The 23,200-nt window shown below is 52.7% G+C and carries 27 protein-coding genes, 1 tRNA gene and 1 pseudogene; 27 read left to right on the top strand and 2 right to left on the bottom strand.

What is annotated here, in order from left to right:
• Positions 1-44: 44 nt before the first annotated feature.
• Positions 45-1,025, bottom strand: a complete 981-nt coding sequence (locus tag CHM34_RS01720) for an asparaginase (protein WP_094263077.1) — start codon at positions 1,023-1,025, stop codon at positions 45-47.
• A gap of 544 nt (positions 1,026-1,569) precedes the next feature.
• On the opposite strand from CHM34_RS01720, the pseudogene CHM34_RS01715 reads away from it, so the two are divergent.
• The 14 genes and pseudogenes from CHM34_RS01715 to CHM34_RS01650 all read left to right on the top strand — a co-directional run.
• Positions 1,570-1,923, top strand: a pseudogene (locus CHM34_RS01715) (cell wall hydrolase); the annotation flags it as partial.
• 17 nt (positions 1,924-1,940) lie between these two features.
• Entirely contained in the window at positions 1,941-3,287 is a 1,347-nt protein-coding gene (gene ypeB, locus CHM34_RS01710; RefSeq protein WP_094262840.1) for a germination protein YpeB, read from the top strand.
• Between the two features lie 287 nt (positions 3,288-3,574).
• The gene (gene cmk / locus CHM34_RS01705) at positions 3,575-4,255 is read left to right on the top strand and encodes a (d)CMP kinase (protein WP_094262839.1); all 681 of its coding nucleotides are present in this window, start codon (positions 3,575-3,577) and stop codon (positions 4,253-4,255) included.
• A 3-nt stretch (positions 4,256-4,258) separates the two neighbouring features.
• Positions 4,259-4,852, top strand: coding sequence for a lysophospholipid acyltransferase family protein (locus CHM34_RS01700; RefSeq protein WP_094262838.1), 594 nt, complete (start codon positions 4,259-4,261; stop codon positions 4,850-4,852).
• Positions 4,849-5,121, top strand: coding sequence for a hypothetical protein (locus CHM34_RS01695; protein WP_094262837.1), 273 nt, complete (start codon positions 4,849-4,851; stop codon positions 5,119-5,121). The genes CHM34_RS01700 and CHM34_RS01695 overlap by 4 nt, the downstream gene beginning before the upstream one ends.
• A gap of 88 nt (positions 5,122-5,209) precedes the next feature.
• Positions 5,210-6,358 carry a 30S ribosomal protein S1 gene (gene rpsA, locus CHM34_RS01690; RefSeq protein WP_094262836.1) on the top strand — a complete coding sequence of 383 codons (1,149 nt, stop codon included), beginning with the start codon at positions 5,210-5,212 and terminating at the stop codon, positions 6,356-6,358.
• Between the two features lie 126 nt (positions 6,359-6,484).
• Complete coding sequence (locus CHM34_RS01685) at positions 6,485-7,099, top strand: hypothetical protein (RefSeq protein ID WP_094262835.1); 615 nt, start codon at positions 6,485-6,487, stop codon at positions 7,097-7,099.
• 12 nt (positions 7,100-7,111) lie between these two features.
• Entirely contained in the window at positions 7,112-7,990 is an 879-nt protein-coding gene (locus CHM34_RS01680; protein WP_206093740.1) for a YIEGIA family protein, read from the top strand.
• Positions 7,991-8,018: 28 nt separating this feature from the next.
• Positions 8,019-8,210 carry a capping complex subunit for YIEGIA gene (locus CHM34_RS01675; protein ID WP_094262833.1) on the top strand — a complete coding sequence of 64 codons (192 nt, stop codon included), beginning with the start codon at positions 8,019-8,021 and terminating at the stop codon, positions 8,208-8,210.
• Positions 8,210-8,596, top strand: a complete 387-nt coding sequence (locus CHM34_RS01670; RefSeq protein WP_094262832.1) for a hypothetical protein — start codon at positions 8,210-8,212, stop codon at positions 8,594-8,596. The genes CHM34_RS01675 and CHM34_RS01670 overlap by 1 nt, the downstream gene beginning before the upstream one ends.
• Before the next feature lie 7 nt (positions 8,597-8,603).
• Positions 8,604-9,101, top strand: a complete 498-nt coding sequence (locus tag CHM34_RS01665; RefSeq protein ID WP_094262831.1) for a DUF3189 family protein — start codon at positions 8,604-8,606, stop codon at positions 9,099-9,101.
• A 125-nt stretch (positions 9,102-9,226) separates the two neighbouring features.
• The gene (gene der / locus CHM34_RS01660; protein ID WP_094262830.1) at positions 9,227-10,543 is read left to right on the top strand and encodes a ribosome biogenesis GTPase Der; all 1,317 of its coding nucleotides are present in this window, start codon (positions 9,227-9,229) and stop codon (positions 10,541-10,543) included.
• A 72-nt stretch (positions 10,544-10,615) separates the two neighbouring features.
• The gene (gene plsY, locus CHM34_RS01655) at positions 10,616-11,215 is read left to right on the top strand and encodes a glycerol-3-phosphate 1-O-acyltransferase PlsY (protein ID WP_094262829.1); all 600 of its coding nucleotides are present in this window, start codon (positions 10,616-10,618) and stop codon (positions 11,213-11,215) included.
• A gap of 27 nt (positions 11,216-11,242) precedes the next feature.
• Entirely contained in the window at positions 11,243-12,274 is a 1,032-nt protein-coding gene (locus CHM34_RS01650) for an NAD(P)H-dependent glycerol-3-phosphate dehydrogenase (RefSeq protein ID WP_094262828.1), read from the top strand.
• A gap of 172 nt (positions 12,275-12,446) precedes the next feature.
• Here the strand turns inward: CHM34_RS01650 and CHM34_RS01645 are convergent, their stop codons facing one another.
• Positions 12,447-12,866: a hypothetical protein gene (locus CHM34_RS01645; protein WP_141201609.1), complete on the bottom strand. Its 420-nt coding sequence runs from the start codon at positions 12,864-12,866 to the stop codon at positions 12,447-12,449.
• Positions 12,867-13,086: 220 nt separating this feature from the next.
• Here CHM34_RS01645 and CHM34_RS19155 point away from each other — a divergent pair, with 220 nt between their 5' ends.
• The 13 genes from CHM34_RS19155 to aroC all read left to right on the top strand — a co-directional run bounded on the left by CHM34_RS19155 (position 13,087) and on the right by aroC (position 23,200).
• Positions 13,087-13,245 (top strand): hypothetical protein, encoded by a 159-nt coding sequence (locus CHM34_RS19155; RefSeq protein WP_169713533.1) that lies wholly within the window; start codon positions 13,087-13,089, stop codon positions 13,243-13,245.
• A gap of 53 nt (positions 13,246-13,298) precedes the next feature.
• Positions 13,299-14,012 carry a YphF family lipoprotein gene (locus CHM34_RS01640; RefSeq protein WP_094262826.1) on the top strand — a complete coding sequence of 238 codons (714 nt, stop codon included), beginning with the start codon at positions 13,299-13,301 and terminating at the stop codon, positions 14,010-14,012.
• 205 nt (positions 14,013-14,217) lie between these two features.
• Positions 14,218-15,696, top strand: coding sequence for a stage IV sporulation protein A (spoIVA, locus tag CHM34_RS01635; RefSeq protein WP_094262825.1), 1,479 nt, complete (start codon positions 14,218-14,220; stop codon positions 15,694-15,696).
• A gap of 193 nt (positions 15,697-15,889) precedes the next feature.
• A complete protein-coding gene (hbs, locus tag CHM34_RS01630; protein ID WP_169713532.1) occupies positions 15,890-16,177 on the top strand; it encodes a non-specific DNA-binding protein Hbs in 288 nt (95 codons plus the stop codon).
• A 247-nt stretch (positions 16,178-16,424) separates the two neighbouring features.
• On the top strand, positions 16,425-16,997 hold the full coding sequence (folE, locus tag CHM34_RS01625) for a GTP cyclohydrolase I FolE (RefSeq protein ID WP_094262823.1): 573 nt from the start codon (positions 16,425-16,427) through the stop codon (positions 16,995-16,997).
• A gap of 98 nt (positions 16,998-17,095) precedes the next feature.
• Positions 17,096-17,172, top strand: a tRNA-Pro gene (locus tag CHM34_RS01620).
• 76 nt (positions 17,173-17,248) lie between these two features.
• Positions 17,249-17,476: a trp RNA-binding attenuation protein MtrB gene (mtrB, locus tag CHM34_RS01615; RefSeq protein WP_094262822.1), complete on the top strand. Its 228-nt coding sequence runs from the start codon at positions 17,249-17,251 to the stop codon at positions 17,474-17,476.
• 74 nt (positions 17,477-17,550) lie between these two features.
• Positions 17,551-18,045 (top strand): hypothetical protein, encoded by a 495-nt coding sequence (locus CHM34_RS01610; protein WP_094262821.1) that lies wholly within the window; start codon positions 17,551-17,553, stop codon positions 18,043-18,045.
• A 90-nt stretch (positions 18,046-18,135) separates the two neighbouring features.
• Entirely contained in the window at positions 18,136-18,888 is a 753-nt protein-coding gene (locus CHM34_RS01605; protein ID WP_240511810.1) for a heptaprenyl diphosphate synthase component 1, read from the top strand.
• A gap of 6 nt (positions 18,889-18,894) precedes the next feature.
• Positions 18,895-19,632, top strand: coding sequence for a demethylmenaquinone methyltransferase (locus CHM34_RS01600; RefSeq protein WP_094262820.1), 738 nt, complete (start codon positions 18,895-18,897; stop codon positions 19,630-19,632).
• Between the two features lie 167 nt (positions 19,633-19,799).
• Entirely contained in the window at positions 19,800-20,771 is a 972-nt protein-coding gene (locus CHM34_RS01595) for a polyprenyl synthetase family protein (RefSeq protein ID WP_094262819.1), read from the top strand.
• Positions 20,772-21,206: 435 nt separating this feature from the next.
• Positions 21,207-21,653, top strand: a complete 447-nt coding sequence (gene ndk, locus CHM34_RS01590; protein ID WP_094262818.1) for a nucleoside-diphosphate kinase — start codon at positions 21,207-21,209, stop codon at positions 21,651-21,653.
• Between the two features lie 377 nt (positions 21,654-22,030).
• Positions 22,031-23,200 (top strand): chorismate synthase, encoded by a 1,170-nt coding sequence (gene aroC / locus CHM34_RS01585; protein ID WP_094262817.1) that lies wholly within the window; start codon positions 22,031-22,033, stop codon positions 23,198-23,200.

The following is a 23,200-nucleotide window of genomic DNA, read 5'->3' as shown; positions in this document are numbered from 1 at the left end:
CCCTCTTTCTCTCTTTGCGGAGTAGAGGGGCTGTTTTTTCGTTTTTATATGCGGAATTCATGGAAGTACTGTTGCAATGTTACCGGATCCCGACTGATGTGCAGAGCGGCCATCAGTTGAATGCGCGCTTTTTGTCCGTTGAGGCCGTTGGAAAAGATAACTCCCCAATCCTTTAGCTGTTTACCCCCGCCTTCATAGCCATAGGTATCCTCTACAAAACCGTTGTAACACCGGGAGACGAGCACGATGGGAATGTTTTGTTCCAGAGCTTTTTTCAGACCGGGAAGCATGGATGGCGGAAGATTTCCTTGACCCAGGGACTCGATGACGAGACCGCCGCATCCCGCTTCCAGGGAGGCACGGATGAACAGATCGTCGGTCCCTGCCGCCGCTTTGACCAAGTCGATACGGTCTTTCGGTTCCCGGTGAGGAAAGTGGTGTTGCCGGGGGAAACTTTGTTGAAATAGGGCTTCCTTTTTGGTCAGTGTTCCGATCGGTCCGTGGGTAGGGGAACGAAAGGTAGCTACGTTACTCGTATGGGTTTTAATCACCCACCGGGCGGCGTGAATTTCGTCGTTAAAGACAACCATTGTTCCCTTCCCCCGGGCCTGGGGAGAAGCCGCTGTCCGAACGGCGTTAACCAGATTGAGGGGACCGTCGGCCCCTAGTTCGTTCTGACTGCGCATCGCTCCGGTTATCACAACAGGTTTTTCCGATGCTATGACTAAATCCAGGTAATAAGCCGTCTCTTCCAGGGTGTCGGTGCCGTGGGTAATGACGACTCCGTCCACATCTTCCCGGTCGAGAAGTTCGGCTACCCGGAGGCTAATCCGGTACATGACAGAAGGAGTCATATGAGGGCTGGGTAGATTGGCGACGTGTTCCATCTCCACTTCAGCATAGCGGGCGATTGTCGGCAGAACCGGTCGGAGGGACTCAGCCCCTGCCGGCCGGACAGAGCCGGTATGTTCGTCCTCTGCCATGGCAATGGTGCCGCCGGTAGTTAAAACTGCGATTTTACTCATCTGAAGCGCACCGCAACCCGTAAGGGGGCGGCACATTCCACCTTTCCTTTCGATATCCTATTCCATCATACGATAAATCGAGGCTATAGGGTAGTTCCGTCTAAAAAAGGGGAACCCAGTCGATAATAGGAACAATGATTCTGATAGAAAAGGAGGAGCAGGGTGGAAAAACATCGCTATCTGGTCAGAATCCGCTGTAAGCAGTGTGGGGAGCGATTCATCCTAAAGGGCCAGTTGCGAAGAGGAAAGGTTGAAACGGGGTTCAAACGATGTTTGTGCAATAACTCCGGGGAGTTCGAAATCACATCCGAAAAATTGTAACCGGCCGGCGACAGCCGGCTTTTTGTTTTGCATAAATCAAGGAAACACGGCTCAAACTATCCGACAACTAGGTTTCTCGACAAAAGGAGGTTGAAAAGAGTCCATGGGCGGACGCTCGCTTTGGAGACGGTGTCTTATCATCCTTATTATCCTGGTTGCGGTCGGATTATCGTCCGGTTCGGATTCCGGGGCGGAAAACGTCGAGAAGAGCTCCGGTTCATTATCGAAAAACGATATACAGTTAATGGCTAACGCCGTACACGGTGAAGCCCGCGGAGAGCCCTATACCGGGCAAGTGGCGATTGCCGCGGTCATATTGAATCGACTGGAAGCTGGGAAATTTCCAGATTCGACTTCCGGCATCATTTATGAGCCCGGCGCTTTTACAGCAGTTTCCGACGGCCAGATTAACCTCTCGCCTGACGAACAAGCGAAAAAGGCGGTGATGGATGCGGTAAATGGACAGGATCCGGCTGCCGGAGCGATATATTATTTCAATCCGGACACCGCTACTTCCGATTGGATCTGGAGTCGACCCCAGATTAAAAGAATCGGAAAGCATATCTTTTGCCATTAAAAAGGAGTGACACATCCGTGTATAGAAGGATAGCCGCCGTTCTCTTTCCCGTCACCCTGGTCGCCTTGATCGGTGTCGGAGTGTGGGGATTCCAGGAGAACCAGGATAAGAACAGTATGCTGATTAAAGCGGAAAACCAGTATCAGAGAGCTTTTCACGATTTAAACTTCCACATGGACCAACTGCAGGATGAACTGGGTAAATCCCTCGCCCTGAATACACGGCGCCAACTTTCCACCTGTATGACCAATGTGTGGCGTTTGAGCGCCTCCGCCCGCAACGATTTGGGTCAGTTGCCCTTAACGATGATGCCCTTTGATAAAACCGAGCAGTTTTTGTCCAAAATTGGGGATTTCACTTACCGAGTCGGGGTTCGTGATCTGGATCGAAAGCCGTTGACAGATAAGGAATACAATACGCTACGGAATTTGTATGATCGTTCCAATACGGTGCAAAAGGATCTGCAGAAGGTTCAGTCGGAGGTATTGAAAAAAGACTTGCGCTGGATGGATGTTGAACTGGCCCAGGCTTCGGAAGACAAGGTGATGGACAATACGATTATCGATGGTTTTAAAAAGGTGGACAAAGTGTCCGAAGGGTTATCTGAGGTAGACTGGGGATCGACGATTAACAACCTGGAAGCCCACCAGCGTCAGAAATACAAAAATTTGAAAGGCAATCATGTCAGTCCGGCGGAAGTAAAAGAAAAAGTGGCGGATGTTCTCGATCGGACGGATACGAAGGGGATCAAGGTCGTACTCAATCGTGAAGGAGATGTTCAGACTTATACGGCCCGTTTGAATAAGAACGAAAACAGAGAACTGAATGCTGAAATCACCAAAAAGGGCGGTTATCTGTTGTCGATGATCTATGACCGCCCGGTGAAAAAAGCGAAGTTAAATCTGGATCAGGCCCAGGCTCAAGCGATTCAATTTTTGGATCATCTCGGGTACCCCGAGATGGAAGCCATCTCCTATGACGAAGTAGGAAAAATGGCGACCTTTACTTTTGTCCGTCGACAGAACGATGTGGTGATCTACCCCGAAAAGGTGGGGGTGAAGGTGGCGATGGACAACGGTGAAATCGTCGGATTCCAAGCGGATGAATATGTGTTCAACCACCGGGAAAGTCGGGATTTGAAACCGAAGCTGTCAAAAGCCGAAGCCCGTAAAAACGTCAATCCCCGTTTAAAAACGGAGGAAAGCCAGCTGGCGGTGATTTTCGGCGATAAAGGAAAAGAAGTGCTTTGTTATGAATTTATGGGCAAACTCGGCAAGAGCCGGTACCGCGTTTTTATCAACGCTCAAAACGGTGACGAAGAGTTCGTGGAGAAGGTCAAGGAAGAGGATGTCGAACAGCTGTAATGAGCGAAAAAAACGGGCCGGCTTCGCCGGTCCGATCCCTTTTTTATGCCCGAGAAAAATAGTCTGAGTCGTTGCAAGCATTACAGCTTTGTGGTATTCTAAAGGCGACTTATAAAAAGGAATACATAGCGAATGAATTTTCATTCGTGGTTCAGTTGCAGGCCATGGGTTTCCAAACAGGGAATCAACCTTGATATTGAGATGAATCAAATACCGTTCATCGACCATCGAGCAGGCCGTGCCTGCTCTTTGTATTTTACCCGGTGTGCGCAGTAGGAGGACCATGCATGAGTCGACTTTCAGTAGCGATTGATGGACCGGCGGGAGCCGGGAAAAGCACGGTGGCCCGTCAAGTGGCGAAACGCCTCGGGCTTACCTACGTGGATACGGGAGCGATGTACCGGGCAATCACTTGGAAAGCTCTCCAGAACCGGATCGATTTGGCCGAGGAAGGATCGCTGGCCCAGTTGGTCCGGGAGACCCGAATCCGGCTGAAAACCGGCCGCAGGGGAATGGAGGTCTGGGTGGACGGTATGCTGGTCTCGGAAGCTATTCGCGCTCCGGCTGTAACATCCAATGTCTCCGCCGTCGCAGGCCAGCCCGAAGTTCGCAGAGTATTGGTGGAAAAACAACAGGAGCTGGCCCGTGAAGGCGGTGTGGTTATGGACGGACGGGATATCGGGACCCGTGTACTGCCGGAGGCTGAAATCAAGGTCTTTCTAACCGCATCCATCGAGGAACGGGCCCGCCGGCGCTATCATGAGTGGGTGCGCCGGGGGTACTCTATCGATATGGAAGACCTGAAGAAGGAAATCAGCATGCGGGACGAGAAAGATAAGAATCGAGAGCACTCTCCTCTTCGTCCCGCAGAAGATGCCGTGCATTTGGACACCACCGGTCTTTCTGTGGAAGAAGTGGTGAGTTCGATTTTAGAGCTTTGCCGAACCAAAGTGGGCGGTGGGAAGTAAACCATGTGGTATCGATCCTTTCGGGCCCTCTTTCGGGCATTCTTTGCGGTCCTTTACCGGTGGAAGGTGGACGGATTGGAACATATCCCGAAAGAAGGCCCGGTCGTCATCTGTTCCAACCATATCAACAACTTGGATCCTCCCTTGGTCGGATCGGCCCTTCAGCGCCCGATCCGCTTTATGGCCAAGGAGGAGTTGTTTAAAATTCCGGTGTTATCCTTTCTCCTTCCCCGATTTGGAGCTTTTCCGGTCAAACGGGGTGCCAGCGATAAACGGGCGCTGAAAAAATCCCTACAATTGTTGGGAAAGGGAGAGGTTCTCGGGGTTTTTCCCGAAGGGACCCGTTCCAAAACCGGGGAGTTGGGGGAAGCCCACACCGGTGCCGCATTCATCGCCCTCAAGGGTAACGCCACTGTCATCCCCGCCGCGATCATCGGTCCTTACCGGTTATTCCGAAGGGTTCGGATCGTATTCGGTCCGCCTTTGGATCTCTCCGATTACCGGGGAAACCGGTTTACTTCCCAAGCGATCCGCGAGGTGACTGAGAGGATGATGGATCGGATCGGCGATTTAATGGCGGATGGGTCAGAGCGATGAAGCTGAGCTGGATCCTTCTCCTGCTATTCATACTCACTTGGCTGTATCGGATCGCGATTGTTCGCGAGTGTCAGCGGCGAGGGTTCGACAAAGCCGAGGCATTGCAACGTTTTCGCCGCATGGCCTGGATGGCGGCAGTCTTCTTGGTCGGAACGGCACTCCTTTTGGGAGGTCTTAAGATCGGAGTTCTGGCTTTTGCGGCAGCGGCGGCGGGAGCGATGGTATTAGCGGCTGTCTTGCTTGTAGGATTAATGAAATTAAGGGGCTGACTTTCTTAATTTCATTTGTTCCGCTCCCTTCCCGGGGAGTTCATAAATCTGGATGATCAGTCTGTAGGTAAACGAGGAGGTTGTCGTCATGGTGGAAGAAATGCAATCCGAAATGGCGGAAGTGACTCCGCTGAACCGCGGGGATGTTGTCGAAGGAAAAGTGACGAAGGTGGATGACCAACAGGTGTTGGTGGACGTCAACTACAAGTTTGACGGTGTGATCCCGATTTCCGAGCTTTCCAGTCTGCACGTCGATAAGGCGTCCGATGTGCTGAATGAAGGAGACGAAATCAAAGTCAAAGTTTTGCGTCTCAACGATGAAGAAGATAAACTGATCCTCTCCAAAAAAGCGGTGGATGCTGAACGCGCCTGGGATGAACTGCAGCGGAAGTTCGAAACCGGGGAAAGCCTGGAGGCGGAAGTGGCCGACGTGGTGAAAGGCGGTTTGGTGGTGGACTTGGGTGTCCGCGGCTTTATTCCGGCTTCACTGGTGGAGCGTCACTTTGTGGAAGATTTCTCCGATTACAAAGGTCGTACGCTGACCTTGAAAGTGATCGAGATCGATCCCGAAAAGAATAAGCTGATCCTGTCCCGCAAAGCCGTTCTGGATGAAGAGCTGGATCGCAAGAAAGAAGAGACCCTGGACAGTCTGGAAGCGGGTATGGTGTTGGATGGTACCGTTCAACGGCTTACCGACTTCGGCGCTTTTGTGGATATCGGAGGCGTTGACGGTTTGGTCCATGTTTCCGAGTTGGCCTGGCACCGGGTGGAACATCCCTCCGAAGCGCTGTCGGAAGGGGAAGAAGTTCAAGTGAAGGTACTCAAGGTCGACAAGGAAAATGAACGCATCAGCTTGAGCATCAAGGAAACGCAACCGGGCCCTTGGGATAAAGTGGCTGATGTCCTGCAAACCGGTGATGTGGTGAAAGGGACGGTTAAACGCCTGGTTTCCTTCGGCGCTTTTGTGGAAGTGTATGAGGGAGTGGAAGGGCTTGTTCACATCTCCCAAATCTCCCGCCGCCATATCTCCACCCCCTCTGAAGTATTGGAAGAGGGAGAAGAGGTTCAGGTGAAGATCTTGGATATGCAGCCGGAACAGAAGCGGATCAGCCTGAGCATTAAAGAAGCGGAACAGGAAGAGACTCGGGAAGAAATCGAAAACCTGGACCGCAAAAATGAAGGCATGAACGTAACCCTGGGTGATATGTTCGGCGATCAGCTTCGTCGTCTGAAGTAAATAACCCTGCCGGGAACCTTTAAATCCCTTTTACGGAGACCAACCGCTGGATCGGTTGGTCTTTTTTACTTCTTTTGATGGATGAGCGGGACAGCCATAATAAAAAAACCAAAAGGGGGGAGGTTGATGGTTTCCGGTACTTTTTCAATCGTGTGCTGTATATCCCTGATCATTTTGATTTATACCGGCTGGTTTGGCGAACTGTATGAAGAGTTGAGGTTGGCGCGTCCCGTCTTGCTGTTTTGCCTTTTGGGTGAAGTTTTTCTTTCGGGCGAGGTGATCTCCCTTTCATCTTCCCTTCAATTTCACCTCGGTGTTTTGTTATTTTTCCCTTTTCTGTTGCACATCTTAAGAAAAACCGGGTGTTCCTATACGGTGACGACCTCGCTGTGCCTGGCCGCCTCTCTTCTCTTTTTGGCCCGTGAGTGGTTCTGGATGGAATCGTCCGGTTCCCTGTATGTTTACCGAGTCATTGCGGGATTGATCGCTCTCGGAGTCGCTTTTTCCAATTCCCGTTTTCTAGGTGATCGAATGGCCGTGGTCGTCGGTGGTTTGATGGTATCTGAAGGTTTGAGTCTCATTCTGCACAGGGACGCGTTCAATCCGATCTTATTCGGACATGCGGAATTTCGGGATTTTATCTGGGCGGTCCTTTCGTTTCTGCTCCTCCTTCATTACGGGCAACGTTACGCCCACCGCTGGATCTTGCGCTTCCGGTTAACAACCAGACGAATCAGGTGAGCTTTCATGAATCTGACTCCGTATACATGGGCGGTGATAATCGGAGTGATGACCGGCTTTTTTAGCCGGTTGCGAATGCTTCGGACTGACTACCGTCAATACCCCACTTACTTGCACGGCCAGGTGATCCACCTATCCCTGGGATTTATTGCGGCAGGGTTGGGAGCGGTGGCTGTTCCCGCATTGTTGGAAAAAGAATATACGGCGATTACCTTTTTATCCCTGGCCGCACAGCAGTTTCGTGAAGTACGGAATATGGAGCGGGAAAGTTTGTCCAAGTTGGATCAGATGGAGTTGGTGAAAAGGGGGCCATCGTATATTGAAGGGATCGCCATGGCGTTTGAGGGACGGAACTACCTGGTGATCCTGACGGCGTTTCTCACCTCGCTGACCGTTGTAGTCGGTACCTGGTATCTCGGGATTCTTGTCGGTTTGGTAGCCATCGTAATTACCGGGGTGCTTCAGTCCGGAAAAAATTTGGGGCAAATCACCGAAGTGCGTCCCGGAGAACTGCGGATGGAGGAAGCCGGTCTGTATGTCGATGATATTTATTTGATGAATGTTGGCTTGAAGGAGAACCGTCAGCGCATTCTGGATCGGGGAATCGGGATCATTATCGAGCCAAAGAATGTGGACAGTCGCATTACTTTGGCCAATGCGGGACAGCGGCAGGCGATCCTGCACGATGCTTCCACCATTCTCGGGGTATATCGGGATACCGGAGAGCCTTCCCTGACCCCGATTTCGAAGCGGGATTTGGAGGATGGGAGGCTGGGCGTTTTGTTGCTGCCCGAGGATCGGAATGAGGAAAGGGCGATTCGGGTCGTTCAGAAAGTTCCGGTGTTGGAGAGTGCGGTCCGTTTACCGGAGGAACAACCGGACCGGGCTTGATCTTCGATCCAGGTAAGGAGGATGGGTGATGGGTACAACCCTGGAAAAGAAAATCCTGGCGGTTGTCTCGGACCGGAAGGAGCAAGTGGGCGGTGGAGCACCTGTCTTTTATGTTGCTGACGCGCAAGAATTAGAAGAACGGGCTTTTCTGCTGGAAAAAATACTGAGTGGTATGGCTCATCAATTGGATGATCATACCATGATTATTGTTCGTCACTGATGAAGCATCGTATCTATCTGAGCCGTGACGAGGGAGCGGCCGCATTTTTGTTCGCGGCAGCGGAGATTTTTTCAGAAGCGGAAGCGTGGCCGGCAGGAAAGGACTTGGCTCAATGGGGAGAAAGGATCGGCATCTCCTGTTTTATTCCGGGGCAGATATGGGCGGCAGGTATCGATTCACAGGGAATTCACATTTATTTTAGCGGTTTCAGGGGGGAGGAGGCCATCTTTCGAAGGATTTTGTTCCATATCGTGAAATTGGCGGGTGATTCACCCCGGGATTGGGATATGGTCCCCGTGAAGATTCAAGCTCCCGGTGTTGTCTCCTGGGAACAATGGATCGAGTATTATCCGCAATTGTTGCGGATCTACCGGGAAAGGAAGTAGGGCGTTGATGCATATCATTTACCAGTGTTATGGAAGCGCTCATTCTTCGATCATTGCCGCCGCTATCCACCTGAACCGGCTCCCGTCGAACCGGGCGCCCACAATGGAAGAGATTCTTTCTTTGCCCGATTTTGACCAAGCCCGGGATGATGCGATGGGAATTCTCTTTTACAAGGGGGATGATGAGCGGGGGAATTCCGTCTATACCATCGGTCTCGGAAGGAATTGGCGGGAGGGTCAAAGGGTGATCCGCTCTCTGTGGCAGCTTCTGGGGCGCAATGAAGAGGAATGCCGCCTCGTTCACGCCTTGGACCGCATTACTTTACTCACGAAAGTGGGGGGAGCGCTGTCCCGGCGATACGGAATCCCTTCTCTGGGACGTCCTTTGGCTGCTTGGGGAATCCGCCGAAGCTATCCTCGTCTTCTCACTCTGGTGGAACAGGTAAAGAACGACTCCTCCGGAAAAAGCGGACGGCAGGCTGGGGACGATGGCTTTGTGCTGTAGGCGGATACGGTCTTCTATGGTAGAATCATACTGGCAACGGATGAGGAACGACAATCTTACTGCGGATCAGGATCACCCTGGCCGCAAGAACGCGGTTGGATCGTAACAGAAGGAGAGGACAGCTGATGACTTTGCCTGTGGTTGCTATTGTGGGGCGGCCCAATGTGGGAAAATCAACACTTTTTAACCGTATAGCAGGGGAACGCATTGCCATTGTGGAAGACAAACCGGGAATCACCCGGGATCGCATTTATAGTAAAGGAGATTGGTCGGGACGCGACTTTCATCTCATTGATACCGGTGGACTGGAATTCGACCAAAAGGATGAAGTGATCCAACATATCCGCCAACAAGCGGAACTGGCCGTTGAAGAGGCGGATGTAATCCTGTTTGTGGTGGACGGAAGGGAAGGAGTGACGGCAACGGACCAGGAAGTGGCCCGAATGCTCCATCGCTCGAATAAACCGGTGATCCTGGCTGTCAATAAGCTGGATCATATCAAACATCATGAAGAGGTGTACGATTTTTACCAGCTCGGATTCGACGAACCGATTGCCGTCTCCTCGATTCACGGAACGGGAACCGGCGATGTGTTGGATGCCGTTGTAAACCATCTTCCGGACCGGGAGGAAGAGGAGTATGACGAGGATACCATCCGGGTTTCGGTGATCGGACGGCCCAACGTGGGGAAATCTTCGTTAGTCAATAAAATCCTGGGGGAAGAACGAGTGATCGTCAGTCCGGTGGCGGGAACGACTCGGGACGCGATTGATACGCCCCTTCAGCACCAGGACCAGGATTACGTGTTGATCGATACAGCGGGAATGCGGAAGCGCGGAAAAGTGTATGAATCGACGGAAAAATACAGTGTCCTGCGTGCCCTGAAGGCGATTGAGCGCTCTGACGTTGTGATTGTCTTAATCGACGGGGCCCGGGGAATCGCCGAACAGGACAAGCGGATTGCCGGGGTCGCTCATGAGGCTGGGCGCGCAGTCCTCTTCGTGGTTAACAAATGGGATGCTGTGGATAAGGACGATCAGACGATGAACCGGTTCCGCAGGGAGATACGGGACCATTTTTCTTTCATGAATTACGCTCCGATTGTGTTTACCTCCGCCCTGACGGGACAGAGGGTACATCGGGTACTTCCCCTGGTCAAAGAAGTGGCGGAACAGCATGCAATGCGGATTTCCACCTCGGTTCTCAATCAGGTATTGCAGGATGCAACCATGTCGACACCCCCTCCCTCCGTGAAGGGGCGCCGGGGAAAAATTCAATATGGGACACAGGTGGCCGTTAAACCACCGACGTTCGTTTTGTTTGTCAACGATCCCGAATTGATTCACTTCAGTTATCAACGCTATTTGGAAAATGAATTGCGGGAGGCTTTCGGTTTCGAGGGAACGCCCATCCGTATCTACCTGCGAAAGCGAAAAGATTGACAGGAGCCGAGATGCTTTGTTCCGGTCTTACCGCAAGGGGAGATAGATACCAGGGAGGAGGGGAACGGAACCATGATCGTCAAGTCTGTTCTTGCGGTTTTGGTCTCTTATTTATTGGGATCTTTCAGTTTCAGCTATTGGCTGGCCCGGATATTGAAGAGAGGCGATATTCGTCAGCAGGGGTCCGGTAATGCCGGCGCTACCAATATGCTTCGGGTGGTGGGGAAAGGTCCTGCCGCCGCTGTTTTTGTTCTGGACGCATTAAAGGGAATGGCCGCCGTCGGGGTGGCCGCCCTGTTGGGAGTCGGACCTGCGGCAACGATGATGTCCGGGGTTGCGGCGATTATCGGTCACAACTGGCCAATCTTTCTGGGGTTTCGCGGTGGAAAGGGGATTGCCACCACGATCGGCGTGATGGTGCCCTTGGCGTTTTTGGCGGCTCTCGTCTCCGGTGTGGCGGCGATTCTGGCTATTATCATCTCTCGTTACGTTTCATTGGGTTCATTGATATTTGCCGCCGCTCTTCCCGTGATGATCGCTGTGTTCGATTATCCGACCCCCTATATCTATATCAGTCTATTGGTGACGTTGATGGCTTTCATGCGCCATGCCGCCAATATTAAGCGTCTCATGAAAGGGACGGAGAGTAAGATCGGGACTGCGAAGAAATGACGGATGTTGATGGACGGAGGGTCTTACATGACAAAGAAGAAAGCAGCTGTATTGGGTGCGGGAAGCTGGGGAACCGTCTTAGCCACGGTCTTGATCGATAATGGTTATGATGTGACATTGTGGGCCCGCCGCAGGGAATTGGCGGAAGAAGTCAACCGGGATCACCGAAACACCGGGTACCTGCCGGGAATCGCGTTACCGGAGACTTTGACTGCGACAGTTTCCGTCGAAAAGGCGGCAGCGGATAAAGATCTGGTCCTGTTCGCTGTCCCTTCCCAATCGGTGAGGGAAGTGGCACGGGAAGCTTCTCCACATATCGGAGAGAATGCAGTGGTCATCCACGCCTCAAAGGGATTCGAATTAAAATCGCTGAAACGGATCTCTGAAGTATTGGCGGAGGAACTGCCTTTGGCACTGTCCGATCGGATCGCCGTTCTTTCCGGGCCCAGTCATGCCGAGGAAGTGGTTCGCAAATCCCCGACGACGGTGGTGGTCGCAGCCGGGAATTCAGAGGTGGCGGATGAGGCTCAGGCCTTATTGATCAATTCTTATTTTCGGGTGTATACTCACCCGGATGTTGTGGGTATCGAGATCGGCGGATCGCTGAAGAATATCATCGCTCTCGGAGCGGGGTTATCCGATGGCCTGGGTTTCGGGGATAATGCTAAAGCCGCACTGATCACCCGGGGGTTGGCGGAGATGGCCCGGCTCGGGATGGCGATGGGTGCTCAGGCAGTCACTTTTGCCGGTTTGTCCGGGGTAGGGGATTTAATCGTCACCTGTACCAGCCATCACAGCCGGAATTGGCGAGCGGGCTACCTGATGGGACAGGGCAAAACCCTGGATCAGGTGCTAAGGGAAATGGGGATGGTGGTGGAAGGAGTCAAAACTACCCAGGCGGCACAACGCCTCGCTGAAAAATATGGCGTCGAGATGCCGATTACCCGGGAGCTTTATGCCGTTCTGTTTGAAAACAAGGAGCCGAAGCGGGCAGTAGAGGATTTGATGAACCGAGGGAAAACCGATGAGATGGAAGAAATGCTTCAAGGAACGCGATAAATTTCGCCGGGGGTTAGGCGGATCACTCGTTGCAAGGAAGACCGGTCATTCATACTCTGTATTACTATCTGATTCCACCCCCCCGTAATACAGGCTCTTGGCCAAGGGGATAGGGACCAGTTTACAGATAGGGGCGGTGGAGTCAGAAGAAGGGGTAACGCTTATGTCAGCGTTACCCCTGTTTTTGTCGGCTGTGGTCGCTGGAGGTTTGGGATTTCAGAAGTCCGTTCATCAATTGTTGAGCGGCGGGAGACTGGATCAATTTAAGAATCTGCGACAAGTCGAGGGATTCGAACAGCTTTCCCAGGGGAGCTCCTTCTGTTCCCTCCTCCGGGGGGAGATTCAGCCGGGGAATGTCTTCCTCCTCCCGGTTCGGCTTGACCAGACGCAGAGGGGGGCGTCGGCGCGGGGGTTGCTTCCGGGAGAGCACTGTGTTGGCCAAATCGAACATTCGGTATGCATTATCCATGATATTTTCCAAACGTTGTAACGACAGACTCAACTCTTTCACCGTGGATCTCAGAGTGAAAAATCCACTGATGACATCCGATAAGGTGGGAGTGGACAGCGAGTTTTTCTGACTCGGCGACACGGTCCTCTTCCGTCTTCGCACTGGTTTGCGTCTCGGTTGAACCGGTCGGCGTTGCCAAGCGGGGTTTCCCATTGTAAGACTCCTCCACTTCGGGCTGATGTCTTCCCTATCTTATGCGACCCGCCCCTATCCGATAAGGGACAGAAGCCCGGGAGATTGGTAGGCGGATGTGGATTTGCTATACTGGGAGTAGATTGAACCGAGAAGGATGATGACCGATATGGACGCGATGATCGCTATCGTACTGCTTTTGGTGGCCAATTTCATGATCGCTTGGACCCGGCAATTGAGCCGCGGTTGGGTTCGTTTACTGCTGTCCATCATCGCCGTTTTAATGCTGTTTCCGGCCTTTTTATTCGGGATTCGGGCGCTGGTGTAAAGTTTTTTCAAGGGGCCCGAAGACGATGTCACAATGTGGAGAGAGGGAGAAGAATGGTTCGAGTCAAACAGGCGGTGGTTTTATGCTTGATCGTTCTGCTCGCGGCCGGATGTGTCCGGACGGAGGAGTTCAACCGTCAAGTGGAAAAAGATTTGCCTCAGGATATCCAGCGGGTGCAGACCGCTCTGGACGAATACATGAAACATACCCCGGTGCTACCCATCAAAGAAGCTCCGGCGGGAGTCCATTTATATCAAAAATACGTGGTTGATTTCTCGAAGATGCAATCGGTGATCGATAGCCCCCCGGCTACCTCCTTTGGAAAAGGAGGACATTATATTTACGTGATCGTCAATCCCGGGAAAGAGCCTGAGGTTCGAGTGATGGACCTGCGGTTGATCGAGAAAGTCCGCGATCTGCAATCCCGGGTGGATGCTTATCGGCGGGAGCAAGCGGATGTTCCCAAGGACAAAAAGGAAGGGCCCAACCTTTATTCCCTCGATTTCAAAGCGTTAGGGGAAGAGCCGTGGACGATTCCCAGCCCCTACTCTTCCCGGATGGACCTGCCGATTCTCGTGGATGAGAAGGGAAAGGTTTATCTGGATTATCGCAAGGACGTGATGCAAAAGTTGGAACAAGCAGAGGAAAAGCCGCCAGAGAGCAAAGATCTGAGACGGCTGTTATATAAAGATTCAATCTTTGTTCCCGTATTTTCTCCTCCGATCCGTCTGGAGGATGGCGATCCTGTTTTCCGGGCTGACCGATGAACAATCGGAGCGTGGATTTCATCAATCCTTGTAATGAGCTGTCGAATGGACAGCTCATTTCTTTTTTCCGAAAGGGGATTCATAAAGCGGCGTCCCCCTCATATATTTATAGTGTCCAAAATGATCCGGAACGCGTGAAAAGGAGGCGAAGGGCCTTCGCACCGATGACACAGATCAAGCCGGAACTTTCAAGGGAGGGGTTTTCGTGCAAAAAGTCGATATCTTTAAAGATATTGCCGAACGGACTGGAGGAGATATCTATCTAGGTGTGGTCGGTGCGGTACGCACCGGAAAATCGACTTTTATCAAGCGATTTATGGAGCAGGTCGTCATCCCCAACATCAGCGATGACGCCGAACAGGTCCGTGCCACCGATGAACTGCCCCAGAGCGGGGCCGGCAAGACCATCACCACGATTGAGCCGAAGTTTGTTCCCAACCAGGCCGTTCAGTTGAACGTCAGCGAAGGGATCGACATCAATGTCCGGTTGGTGGATTGCGTCGGTTATGCCATTCAAGGCGCGAAGGGGTATGAGGATGAAGCCGGGCCTCGGATGATCAATACACCGTGGTACGAGGAGCCGATTCCCTTCCAGGAAGCGGCGGAAATCGGGACTCGCAAAGTGATTCAGGAACATTCCACCCTGGGTGTTGCGGTAACGACGGACGGTTCCATTGCCGATATTCCCCGGCAGGCATATGAAGACGCGGAGGAGCGGATTGTGGAAGAAATGAAGGAAGTGGGCAAACCCTTCATTCTTCTTCTCAACTCTGCACATCCTCACAGTGAAGAGGCTCAGGCACTGCGGGAATCGCTGGAGGAGAAATACGATATTCCCGTGATGGCGATGAGTGTGGCCACCATGGGCGAAGAAGAGATTTATGCCGTTTTGAAGGAAGTATTGTATGAATTCCCGGTTCACGAAGTCAACGTCAATCTTCCCAGTTGGGTTATGGTATTGGATGAGGAACACTGGCTCCGGCAGGAGTTTGAGAACTCGGTTCGGGATACGGTCCAGGATATCCGGCGCCTGAGAGATGTGGATCAGGTGGTGGGGTACTTTTCGGAATATGAATTTATCCAGAGGGCGGCTCTCTCCGGAATGGATATGGGGCAAGGGGTGGCGGAGATTGATCTGTATGCCCCGGATGAGTTGTATGACCGCATTTTGACGGAGGTTGTAGGGGTGTCCATTCGCGGGAAAGACCACCTTTTGGAACTGATGCAGGAGTTTACAAAGGCCAAACGGGAATATGATAAAGTTTCCGATGCGGTTCAAATGGTAAGGACGACAGGGTATGGCGTCGCCGCCCCGACCCTGGAGGAGATGACCCTGGATGAGCCGGAACTGATCAAACAGGGCCCCCGATTCGGCGTGCGACTGAAAGCGACAGCACCGTCTATCCATATGATCCGGGTCAATGTTCATTCGGAGTTTGCCCCGATCATCGGATCAGAACGGCAAAGCGAAGAGCTGGTCAACTACTTGATGCGGGATTTTGAGCAGAATCCTCTCAGCATTTGGGAATCGGACATCTTTGGTCGATCCCTCCATTCCATCGTCAAGGAAGGAATTCAGGCCAAACTATCGATGATGCCGGAAAACGCCCGATATAAACTTCAAGAGACGTTAGAGCGGATCATCAATGAAGGTTCGGGTGGTTTGATCGCCATCATCTTATAATTTCCTCTTCCATGGAAAAAGCGCTCAAAAAGAGTGCTTTTTTTGCTTTTTTCCGATGGAAAGCCCGTAACTACTTGAAATTCGCCTGTTTTGTGTATTACTATAGGTTTGTCCGCTCCCGTCGGGACTGCGGACGTATAAGATGCAGATCAACGGTGAAACATTGAGTTAGAACCGAACGCGTTTGAAGGAGGTGAAGGTAGTGAACAAAACGGAACTGATTGCTCAAGTAGCTGAAAAGACCAACATGACGAAAAAGGATGCGACCCAAGCGGTGGATGGCGTATTCGACGCGATCACGGAGGCGCTTCGTTCCGGTGAAAAAGTCCAGCTGATCGGCTTTGGTAACTTTGAGGTACGTGAGCGTGCCGCCCGCAAAGGCCGCAATCCGCAAACCGGGGAAGAGATTCAGATCGCCGCCAGCAAAGTGCCCGCTTTTAAACCGGGTAAAGCGCTAAAGGACGGAGTAAACTCGAAGTAATGCGAAAGGGTTGGGTACATAGATCTCACCCGGGAGGACGGGACGAGTACCCTCCTCCATCAGGTACAGCCGGTGGCAGGGGAGGTTTACTTCCCCGGGTTTATGCCAAAACTGTACCGACAAAGGCCCTTCGGGGCCTTTGTTTTTTCATCGGATCTCGGTTTGCGTAAAACGGTCAGAGGGTATCTTTTGATAAGCGGCTCTTCGCCAACCTCAGACACAGCAGGTGGAATGGAGGCGAATCGAGATGGAAATCAATCATGAAAAAATCCAACAAGCGGTTCGAATGATTTTGGAGGCGGTAGGCGAAGATCCGGACCGGGAGGGCCTCGTGGATACACCCAAACGGGTGGCCCGCATGTACGAGGAAGTCTTTTCAGGGATGCGGGAAGATCCTGAGGAGCATTTTTCGACGATTTTCAACGAGGTGCATGAGGAACTGGTTTTGGTTAAGGACATTCCTTTCTTTTCCATGTGCGAGCATCATTTGGTTCCTTTTTTCGGAAAGGCTCATGTCGGCTACATCCCGAGGGGTGGTCGAGTGACGGGTCTTTCCAAACTGGCGCGGGCGGTGGAGGCCATTTCGCGGCGACCGCAGCTTCAGGAGCGCATCACGTATTCCATCGCCGACTCGATAAAAAAAACCCTGGATCCCCACGGGGTCATCGTAGTCGCGGAGGCGGAACATATGTGTATGACGATGCGTGGTGTCAAAAAACCGGGAGCGATGACGGTAACCTCTTCCGTACGCGGGGTCTTTGAAAAGGATCCGGCGGCGCGAGCCGAGGCTTTGAGCTTGATCGGGATCGGATCGAAATAAGATAAAAAAACCCGACATAACCCCTTGACACCCTAATGAAAGCGCGATATACTAAATCATGTCGCTTCAACGCGAACAACATTATTCAACGGATATGTCGGGCTATGGCGCAGCTTGGTAGCGCGCTTGCATGGGGCGCAAGAGGTCGTCGGTTCAAATCCGGCTAGCCCGACCAATTCAAAGGCTCTCCTGGCTGGAGAGCCTTTTTGTTTAGGTGAAACAAAGAGGATTGGACTAAGGGAGGTCTTTCGATGAAAGAGAATCAAGCTGGAGATTATTTTGTGGTAAAAGCGAAGGAAAACGGAGTGAGTGTCATCGGGATGACCCGGGGAAGGGATACGCGATTTCATCACTCCGAGAAGTTGGACAAGGGAGAAGTGATGCTCGCTCAGTTTACGGAGAGCACCTCCGCTGTCAAAATTCGCGGCAAAGCGGAGGTCATGACTCCCTTCGGAAAGATGGATACGGAAGAGGAATGATAACCGGGCGAATCGGGGCATGATTGGCGGTGTTCGCCGATACAATGGTGACAGGAAGACAAGGGAGGGGTCTGATGCAGATTGCCCGCCATTTATTTGCTTCTGTCTTTATATCGGCGATGATCGCTGCGCTCCTGTCACTTTTGCCGGCTCTTGAACGGCCGGATCGCCATGATACGGATGTGACCGCCTTCCATCCTTTCAAGGAACGGGTGGTCACAGAGGAAACGCTGGTTGATTTTTTGTCCAATTTTCGGGAAACCGATGAGATTCGTACGGTTGACCTGGAAGGAGAGGTTCTGTCGATCCGGGTGGATTTCAAAGATTCCGCCACCGACCGCCAGGTGTACGACAAGGTATTGTCTCTGATCCGGCATTCCCTGGTCCATACGGAGAACGTATCGACAGTCCGTCTCCGCGTTCATGTTGCGGCCGGGGAGGATTGGATGGTGGAAGCCCGTCGGGAGGACCTCAAACAGGATCCGCAGATGAAAAATGCCAAGGAGTTGCCGTCCCAAAAGTACATGGAACGGATGTTTCAGGTGAAACCGGTGGGATTTGGCCCTTGAAAGACCGAACTGTGCAGTGTTGGTACATGGAAAGTATGTTATACTGAAGGGGAAATAACCGTATTTGACTGTATGGTTGGGGGGCGCGACATGACGTCCGCAGATAGAGAGATTCGCCGAATTCACTCGGAAATCAACAATATGATCCGTTGCTCCTATCTGGAGCAAACCCTTACCAGGCCGGAGATCCCTTCGTTTTTTGTACAGGTTCTCTACTACATGATGCGTTCCTGCTCACAACCGAAGGAGCGCATTCACCTGTATTGCGTGGCGACATGCCTGGTGAAAATGGGTTTGGATATCCATGAAACCGTGTCCAACGAGAAGGAGATCGGCGGACAGGGAATGCGTTCCCGCCAATTATCGGTGTTGGCGGGCGATTATTTGAGCAGCTTGTTTTATGAAAAACTCGCCGATGAGGGGGAAGTTAAGGGGATCACTCGCTTGTCCAAGGCAGTCTGTGATGTCAACGAAGCGAAGATGGGTCTTTACGCGATGGGAGGTCAACGGGAGGTTTCCTGGTCGGCCTACATTCAGCTGGCTATGCGCGTTCAGGGAGGGTTGCTCGCTGCCTTGGCCCGCTTTTTTTGTGAAGAGGAGGCCCGGGATTCTTGGGAACCTCTCTGTGGATATCTGATGCTCCTTCACTCCTGGGAAGCTGTTTCCCCGGAGCGCATGTCCCCGTGGGGGTCGGTTCCGATGAACCGCGTCCGTTCCCTGGCTGCGGAAACCCTTCAACTGGCGAGGAACATACGCCCTCTAGAAGTGCGTCATGATTTGCTCGAACTGATTCAGAATTACGTGTCGTCGCCGTTGAAAGAGGCGCTGGTCCGGGAGGGATGAGGGGAAATGGCTGATGAAGAGCGATTGAAGCGCTCCAAGGAGGAGTTTGTCCACCAGGTGTTTGAAAGCATTGCCAAGGATTACGATCGGATGAATACCCTGCTCAGTTTTCGGCGTCATAAGAGCTGGCGTGCCTTTGCCATGAAAAAGATGAAGGTGAAGGGCGGAGAAACGGCGATCGACGTCTGCTGCGGCACCTGTGACTGGACCATCTCTCTGGCTCGGGCTTCCGGTACGGGGAGGATCGTAGGGCTGGATTTCAGCCGAAACATGCTGAAGGTGGGAGGGAAAAAGATCAGCGATCAGAATCTAGAATCCCGTGTCGATCTTATTCAGGGAAATGCGATGCATCTTCCCTACCCGGATCATACCTTTGATCACGCCACCATCGGGTTTGCCTTGCGCAATGTGCCGGATTTTCGCCATGTTCTCCGAGAAATGGCCCGGGTGGTGAAACCCGGCGGGCAGGTAGTCTCGCTGGAGTTGTCCAAGCCTACCTGGCCGCCTTTCCGGTTTGTCTATTACCTATATTTTCAACGAATCCTTCCATGGCTCGGCAAGCTGTTCGCCAACCGATACGAGCAGTATCGCTGGTTGCCGGAGTCTTTGATCCGTTTTCCCGATTACAAAGAATTGGCCGAAATCATGAAGGAAGACGGCTGTTTTGACCGGGTGGACGTTTACCCGTTGACTGGAGGCATTGCCGCCTTGCATATCGGTCGGGTAAAGGGAGATTCCCGTTAAAGCGTTCCTGTTGTCCGGGATGGTCAGAGCGATCCGGATATTTTATACTGATACTAAATGGAAACAGTTACTCATCCTGCGGGAGGCGGGAGATTTCAGCGGAAACAAAGGGAGAAAGTCCCACGTCGTCATGCGTGGAGAGTGTCAAGTAACCAGGGTGAAGGATTATGAAGCTGCAGGACATTTATCGAAATTTAAGACGGGATTTGCGATGGATCGAAGGCGAACTGGGCAAGTCCGTTGAAACGGAGCACCACCAGCTCAACCGATCGGCGACCCATCTGCTGGAGGCCGGGGGTAAACGGATGCGTCCGGTATTTGTTTTGCTTTCCGGTCAATTCGGCCGTTATGATGTGGGTCGGCTCAAGGAGATTGCCGTTCCGTTGGAGCTGATTCACATGGCGAGCCTGGTGCACGATGATGTCATCGATGATGCGGCGACCCGGCGAGGGCGCCAGACGGTTAAGGCCAAATGGGATAACCGCGTCGCGATGTACACCGGGGATTACATATTCGCCCGCGCACTGATGATCGCTTCCCGGATCGGCGAACCGGCGGTTCATCAGGTTCTCTCCCGGGCCATTATGCAGATGAGCCAGGGAGAGATTGAACAGATCCGGGACTTTTACAACATGGACCAGTCCCTGCTCCGCTATTTGCACCGGATCAAGCGGAAAACGGCTCTGTTGATGGCGGTCAGCTGCCATCTGGGAGGGCTCGTCAGCGGGGCGGATCCGGAATGGGTTCGTTGTCTACGTCTTTATGGGTATTTCGTGGGGATGGCTTTTCAGATTACCGATGATGTTCTGGATATCGTCGGTGATGAGAAAACGCTGGGTAAACCGGCGGGAAGCGATCTAAGGCAGGGAAATGTAACATTGCCGGTCATTTACGTGCTTCAGCGGGGTTCCCGGAAGGATCGCCGGTTGATCGCCAATTACTTGGAGACGGAAGGCCGGGTGGGGTCCATTGAAGAGGTGTTGCACCGTGTCAGTCGATCCGACGGGATCGGATATGCCGACCGGTTGGCGGATCGGTACCTGGAGAAAGCGATGGAAGTCCTTTCCCGCCTTCCCGGGGGAGAAGCGAGGGAATCCCTGCGTTTGATTGCCGAGTTTGTCGGTGACCGATCGTATTAGGGCCTGTCCGGTCATCAATTACCACGATTAGCTGACTGGGCACGGGAGCCGATTTCGACTCCGCGCCGGGTTGTCCTCCCGCAGATGGTTAACGGTCCGCTCCCTTTTCTACGGACCGAACCAGCGGCCAAAAGAAAAGCAAAGTGGCCGCTGGTTCGGTCCTCCGAAAACTCCGCTCGATTGTCAGGCATAGTGAAACCCGGGAGCGGAGCGACCGAGGCGAGACTTGTGCTCCCCTGAGTGCAAACGTTGCTACGCTGGAAATCGGCAACCCAGCTGCTTTCGGTGATTGACCAGACAAGCCCTTAGGAACCTTAGGAGAGAAGGCTGGTTTGCTATACCTTCGGCTTTTTGTTAAAATTTTGATGGATTGCCCCGATCATCGGGGAAAACGGTATCCATACATAGGATGAGACGGATGGAGGATGACGACAAATGGAAAAAACGTTTATCATGGTGAAACCGGACGGCGTCCAACGGGGATTGATCGGAGAGATTATTTCCCGGTTTGAAAAAAAGGGGTTTCAGATGGTGGGCGGCAAATTGATGACGATTCCCCGGGAATTGGCGGAACAGCATTATACTGAACATAAGGAGCGTCCCTTTTTTGGAGAGTTGGTTCAATTTATCACCTCCGGTCCGGTGTTCGCCATGGTCTGGGCAGGGGACGGCGTGATCGCAACCGCCCGGCAGATGATGGGCAAAACCAAGCCGGCGGATGCCGATCCCGGTACGATTCGCGGTGATTTCGGCATCACAGTGGGAAAAAACATCGTTCACGGCTCCGACTCTCCGGAAAGTGCGGAGCGTGAAATCGCTCTCTTTTTCAAGGATGAGGAGCAAGTGGACTACAAGAAGCTGGTGGATGAATGGATTTACTGATCGACTCAAACATCGCCGCCCTGGGAAAGGGCGGCGATGTTTTTTAAGAAGAATCTTCGGTGGACCCGGGATTCTTCAGGACGTTTCCCCGGTCTGGGTGATGGCAAAAAAGAAGAGGCATTGGTTGCTCCAAATGATCCTTCTACCAGGTTTTCATTAGTGGATATTTAAATTTTCCCATGAGCCACGTAAATCAATATTTTTAGGAATTATTTAAAAATGGTTTGCAAAACAATCAAATACCCTTTAAAAACAAATCTTTTGTTTTCCGCTGGCCTTCGGTATGTTATCATACTTCTAACTTTTTCGAGGTCGAGTTCTTATCATTGGTACAGGAAAAAACGAAGCAGGCCATAGTGGAGAGAGGACGATCGGATATGCGCTATTTAACGGCAGGGGAATCACACGGCTCCCAATTAACATTGATCGTGGAGGGGTTGCCCAGCCGTCTTCCTTTTTCGCGGGAAGCGGTTGACCAGCAGTTGGCCCGCCGCCAAAAAGGGTATGGACGGGGGCGACGGATGCAGATCGAGTCGGATCGGGTTCAGGTTTTATCGGGGATCCGCTTCGGTGAGACGACAGGCGCTCCGGTGGCGCTGGCCATTGAAAACAAAGACTGGGTGAAATGGAAAGACGTGATGAGTCCGGACTCTGAAGGGGAAAAAACGGAGAAGCGCCGCGTTTCCCGGCCCCGTCCGGGGCATGCCGATCTCAACGGGGCGATCAAGTACGGCCACCGGGATATGCGGGATGTGTTGGAACGATCCAGCGCCCGGGAGACGGCGGCACGGGTCACCGCCGGGGCTGTCGCCCGACAGGTGCTTCAGCTTTGCGGCATCCGCGTGGCGAGCCATGTGGTCCGCATCGGTACCGTGGGAACCGAGCGCTTGGACCCGGCCCGGTGGACGGCGGAAGAGATCGCAGAACGGTCGGAAGCGTCTCCGGTACGCTGTCTCGATCCTGAAGCGGAACAGGCGATGATCCGCCTGATCGATGAAGCCAAACAGGAAGGGGATTCTCTAGGGGGGGTCGTCGAGGTGATCGTGGAGAACGTTCCTGTCGGTCTGGGCAGTCATGTCCACTGGGACCGGAAGCTGGACGCTCGCATCACTCAGGCGATCGTCAGCATCAACGCCTTCAAGGGGGCGGAGATCGGAATCGGGTTTGAAGCGGCGGAACGAAAGGGATCCCAGGTTCATGACGAGATCCTCTGGTCGGAGGAAAAGGGGTATCATCGGGCCACCAATCGGTTGGGCGGTTTTGAAGGCGGGATGACCACCGGAGAACCGATTGTGGTCCGTGGAGTGATGAAGCCGATCCCCACCCTGTACAAACCCTTGAACAGCGTGGATATCGATACGAAGGAGCCTTTTCAAGCCAGTATTGAGCGTTCGGACAATTGTGCCGTGCCTGCCGCCGGCGTTGTGGCGGAGAACGTGGTCGCCTGGGAAGTGGCCCGGGCTTTGTTGGAGAAGTTTTCTTCGGATACGGCGGAAGAGTTGCACCGGTGTGTTGAACAATATCGTAAACAAGTGAAGGAGTTTTAA

Origin of the sequence: Paludifilum halophilum (genome assembly GCF_002245355.1) — a bacterium.
In the GTDB taxonomy this organism is placed as follows: domain Bacteria; phylum Bacillota; class Bacilli; order Thermoactinomycetales; family DSM-45169; genus Paludifilum; species Paludifilum halophilum.
This window is presented reverse-complemented; position numbering and strand designations above follow the sequence as displayed.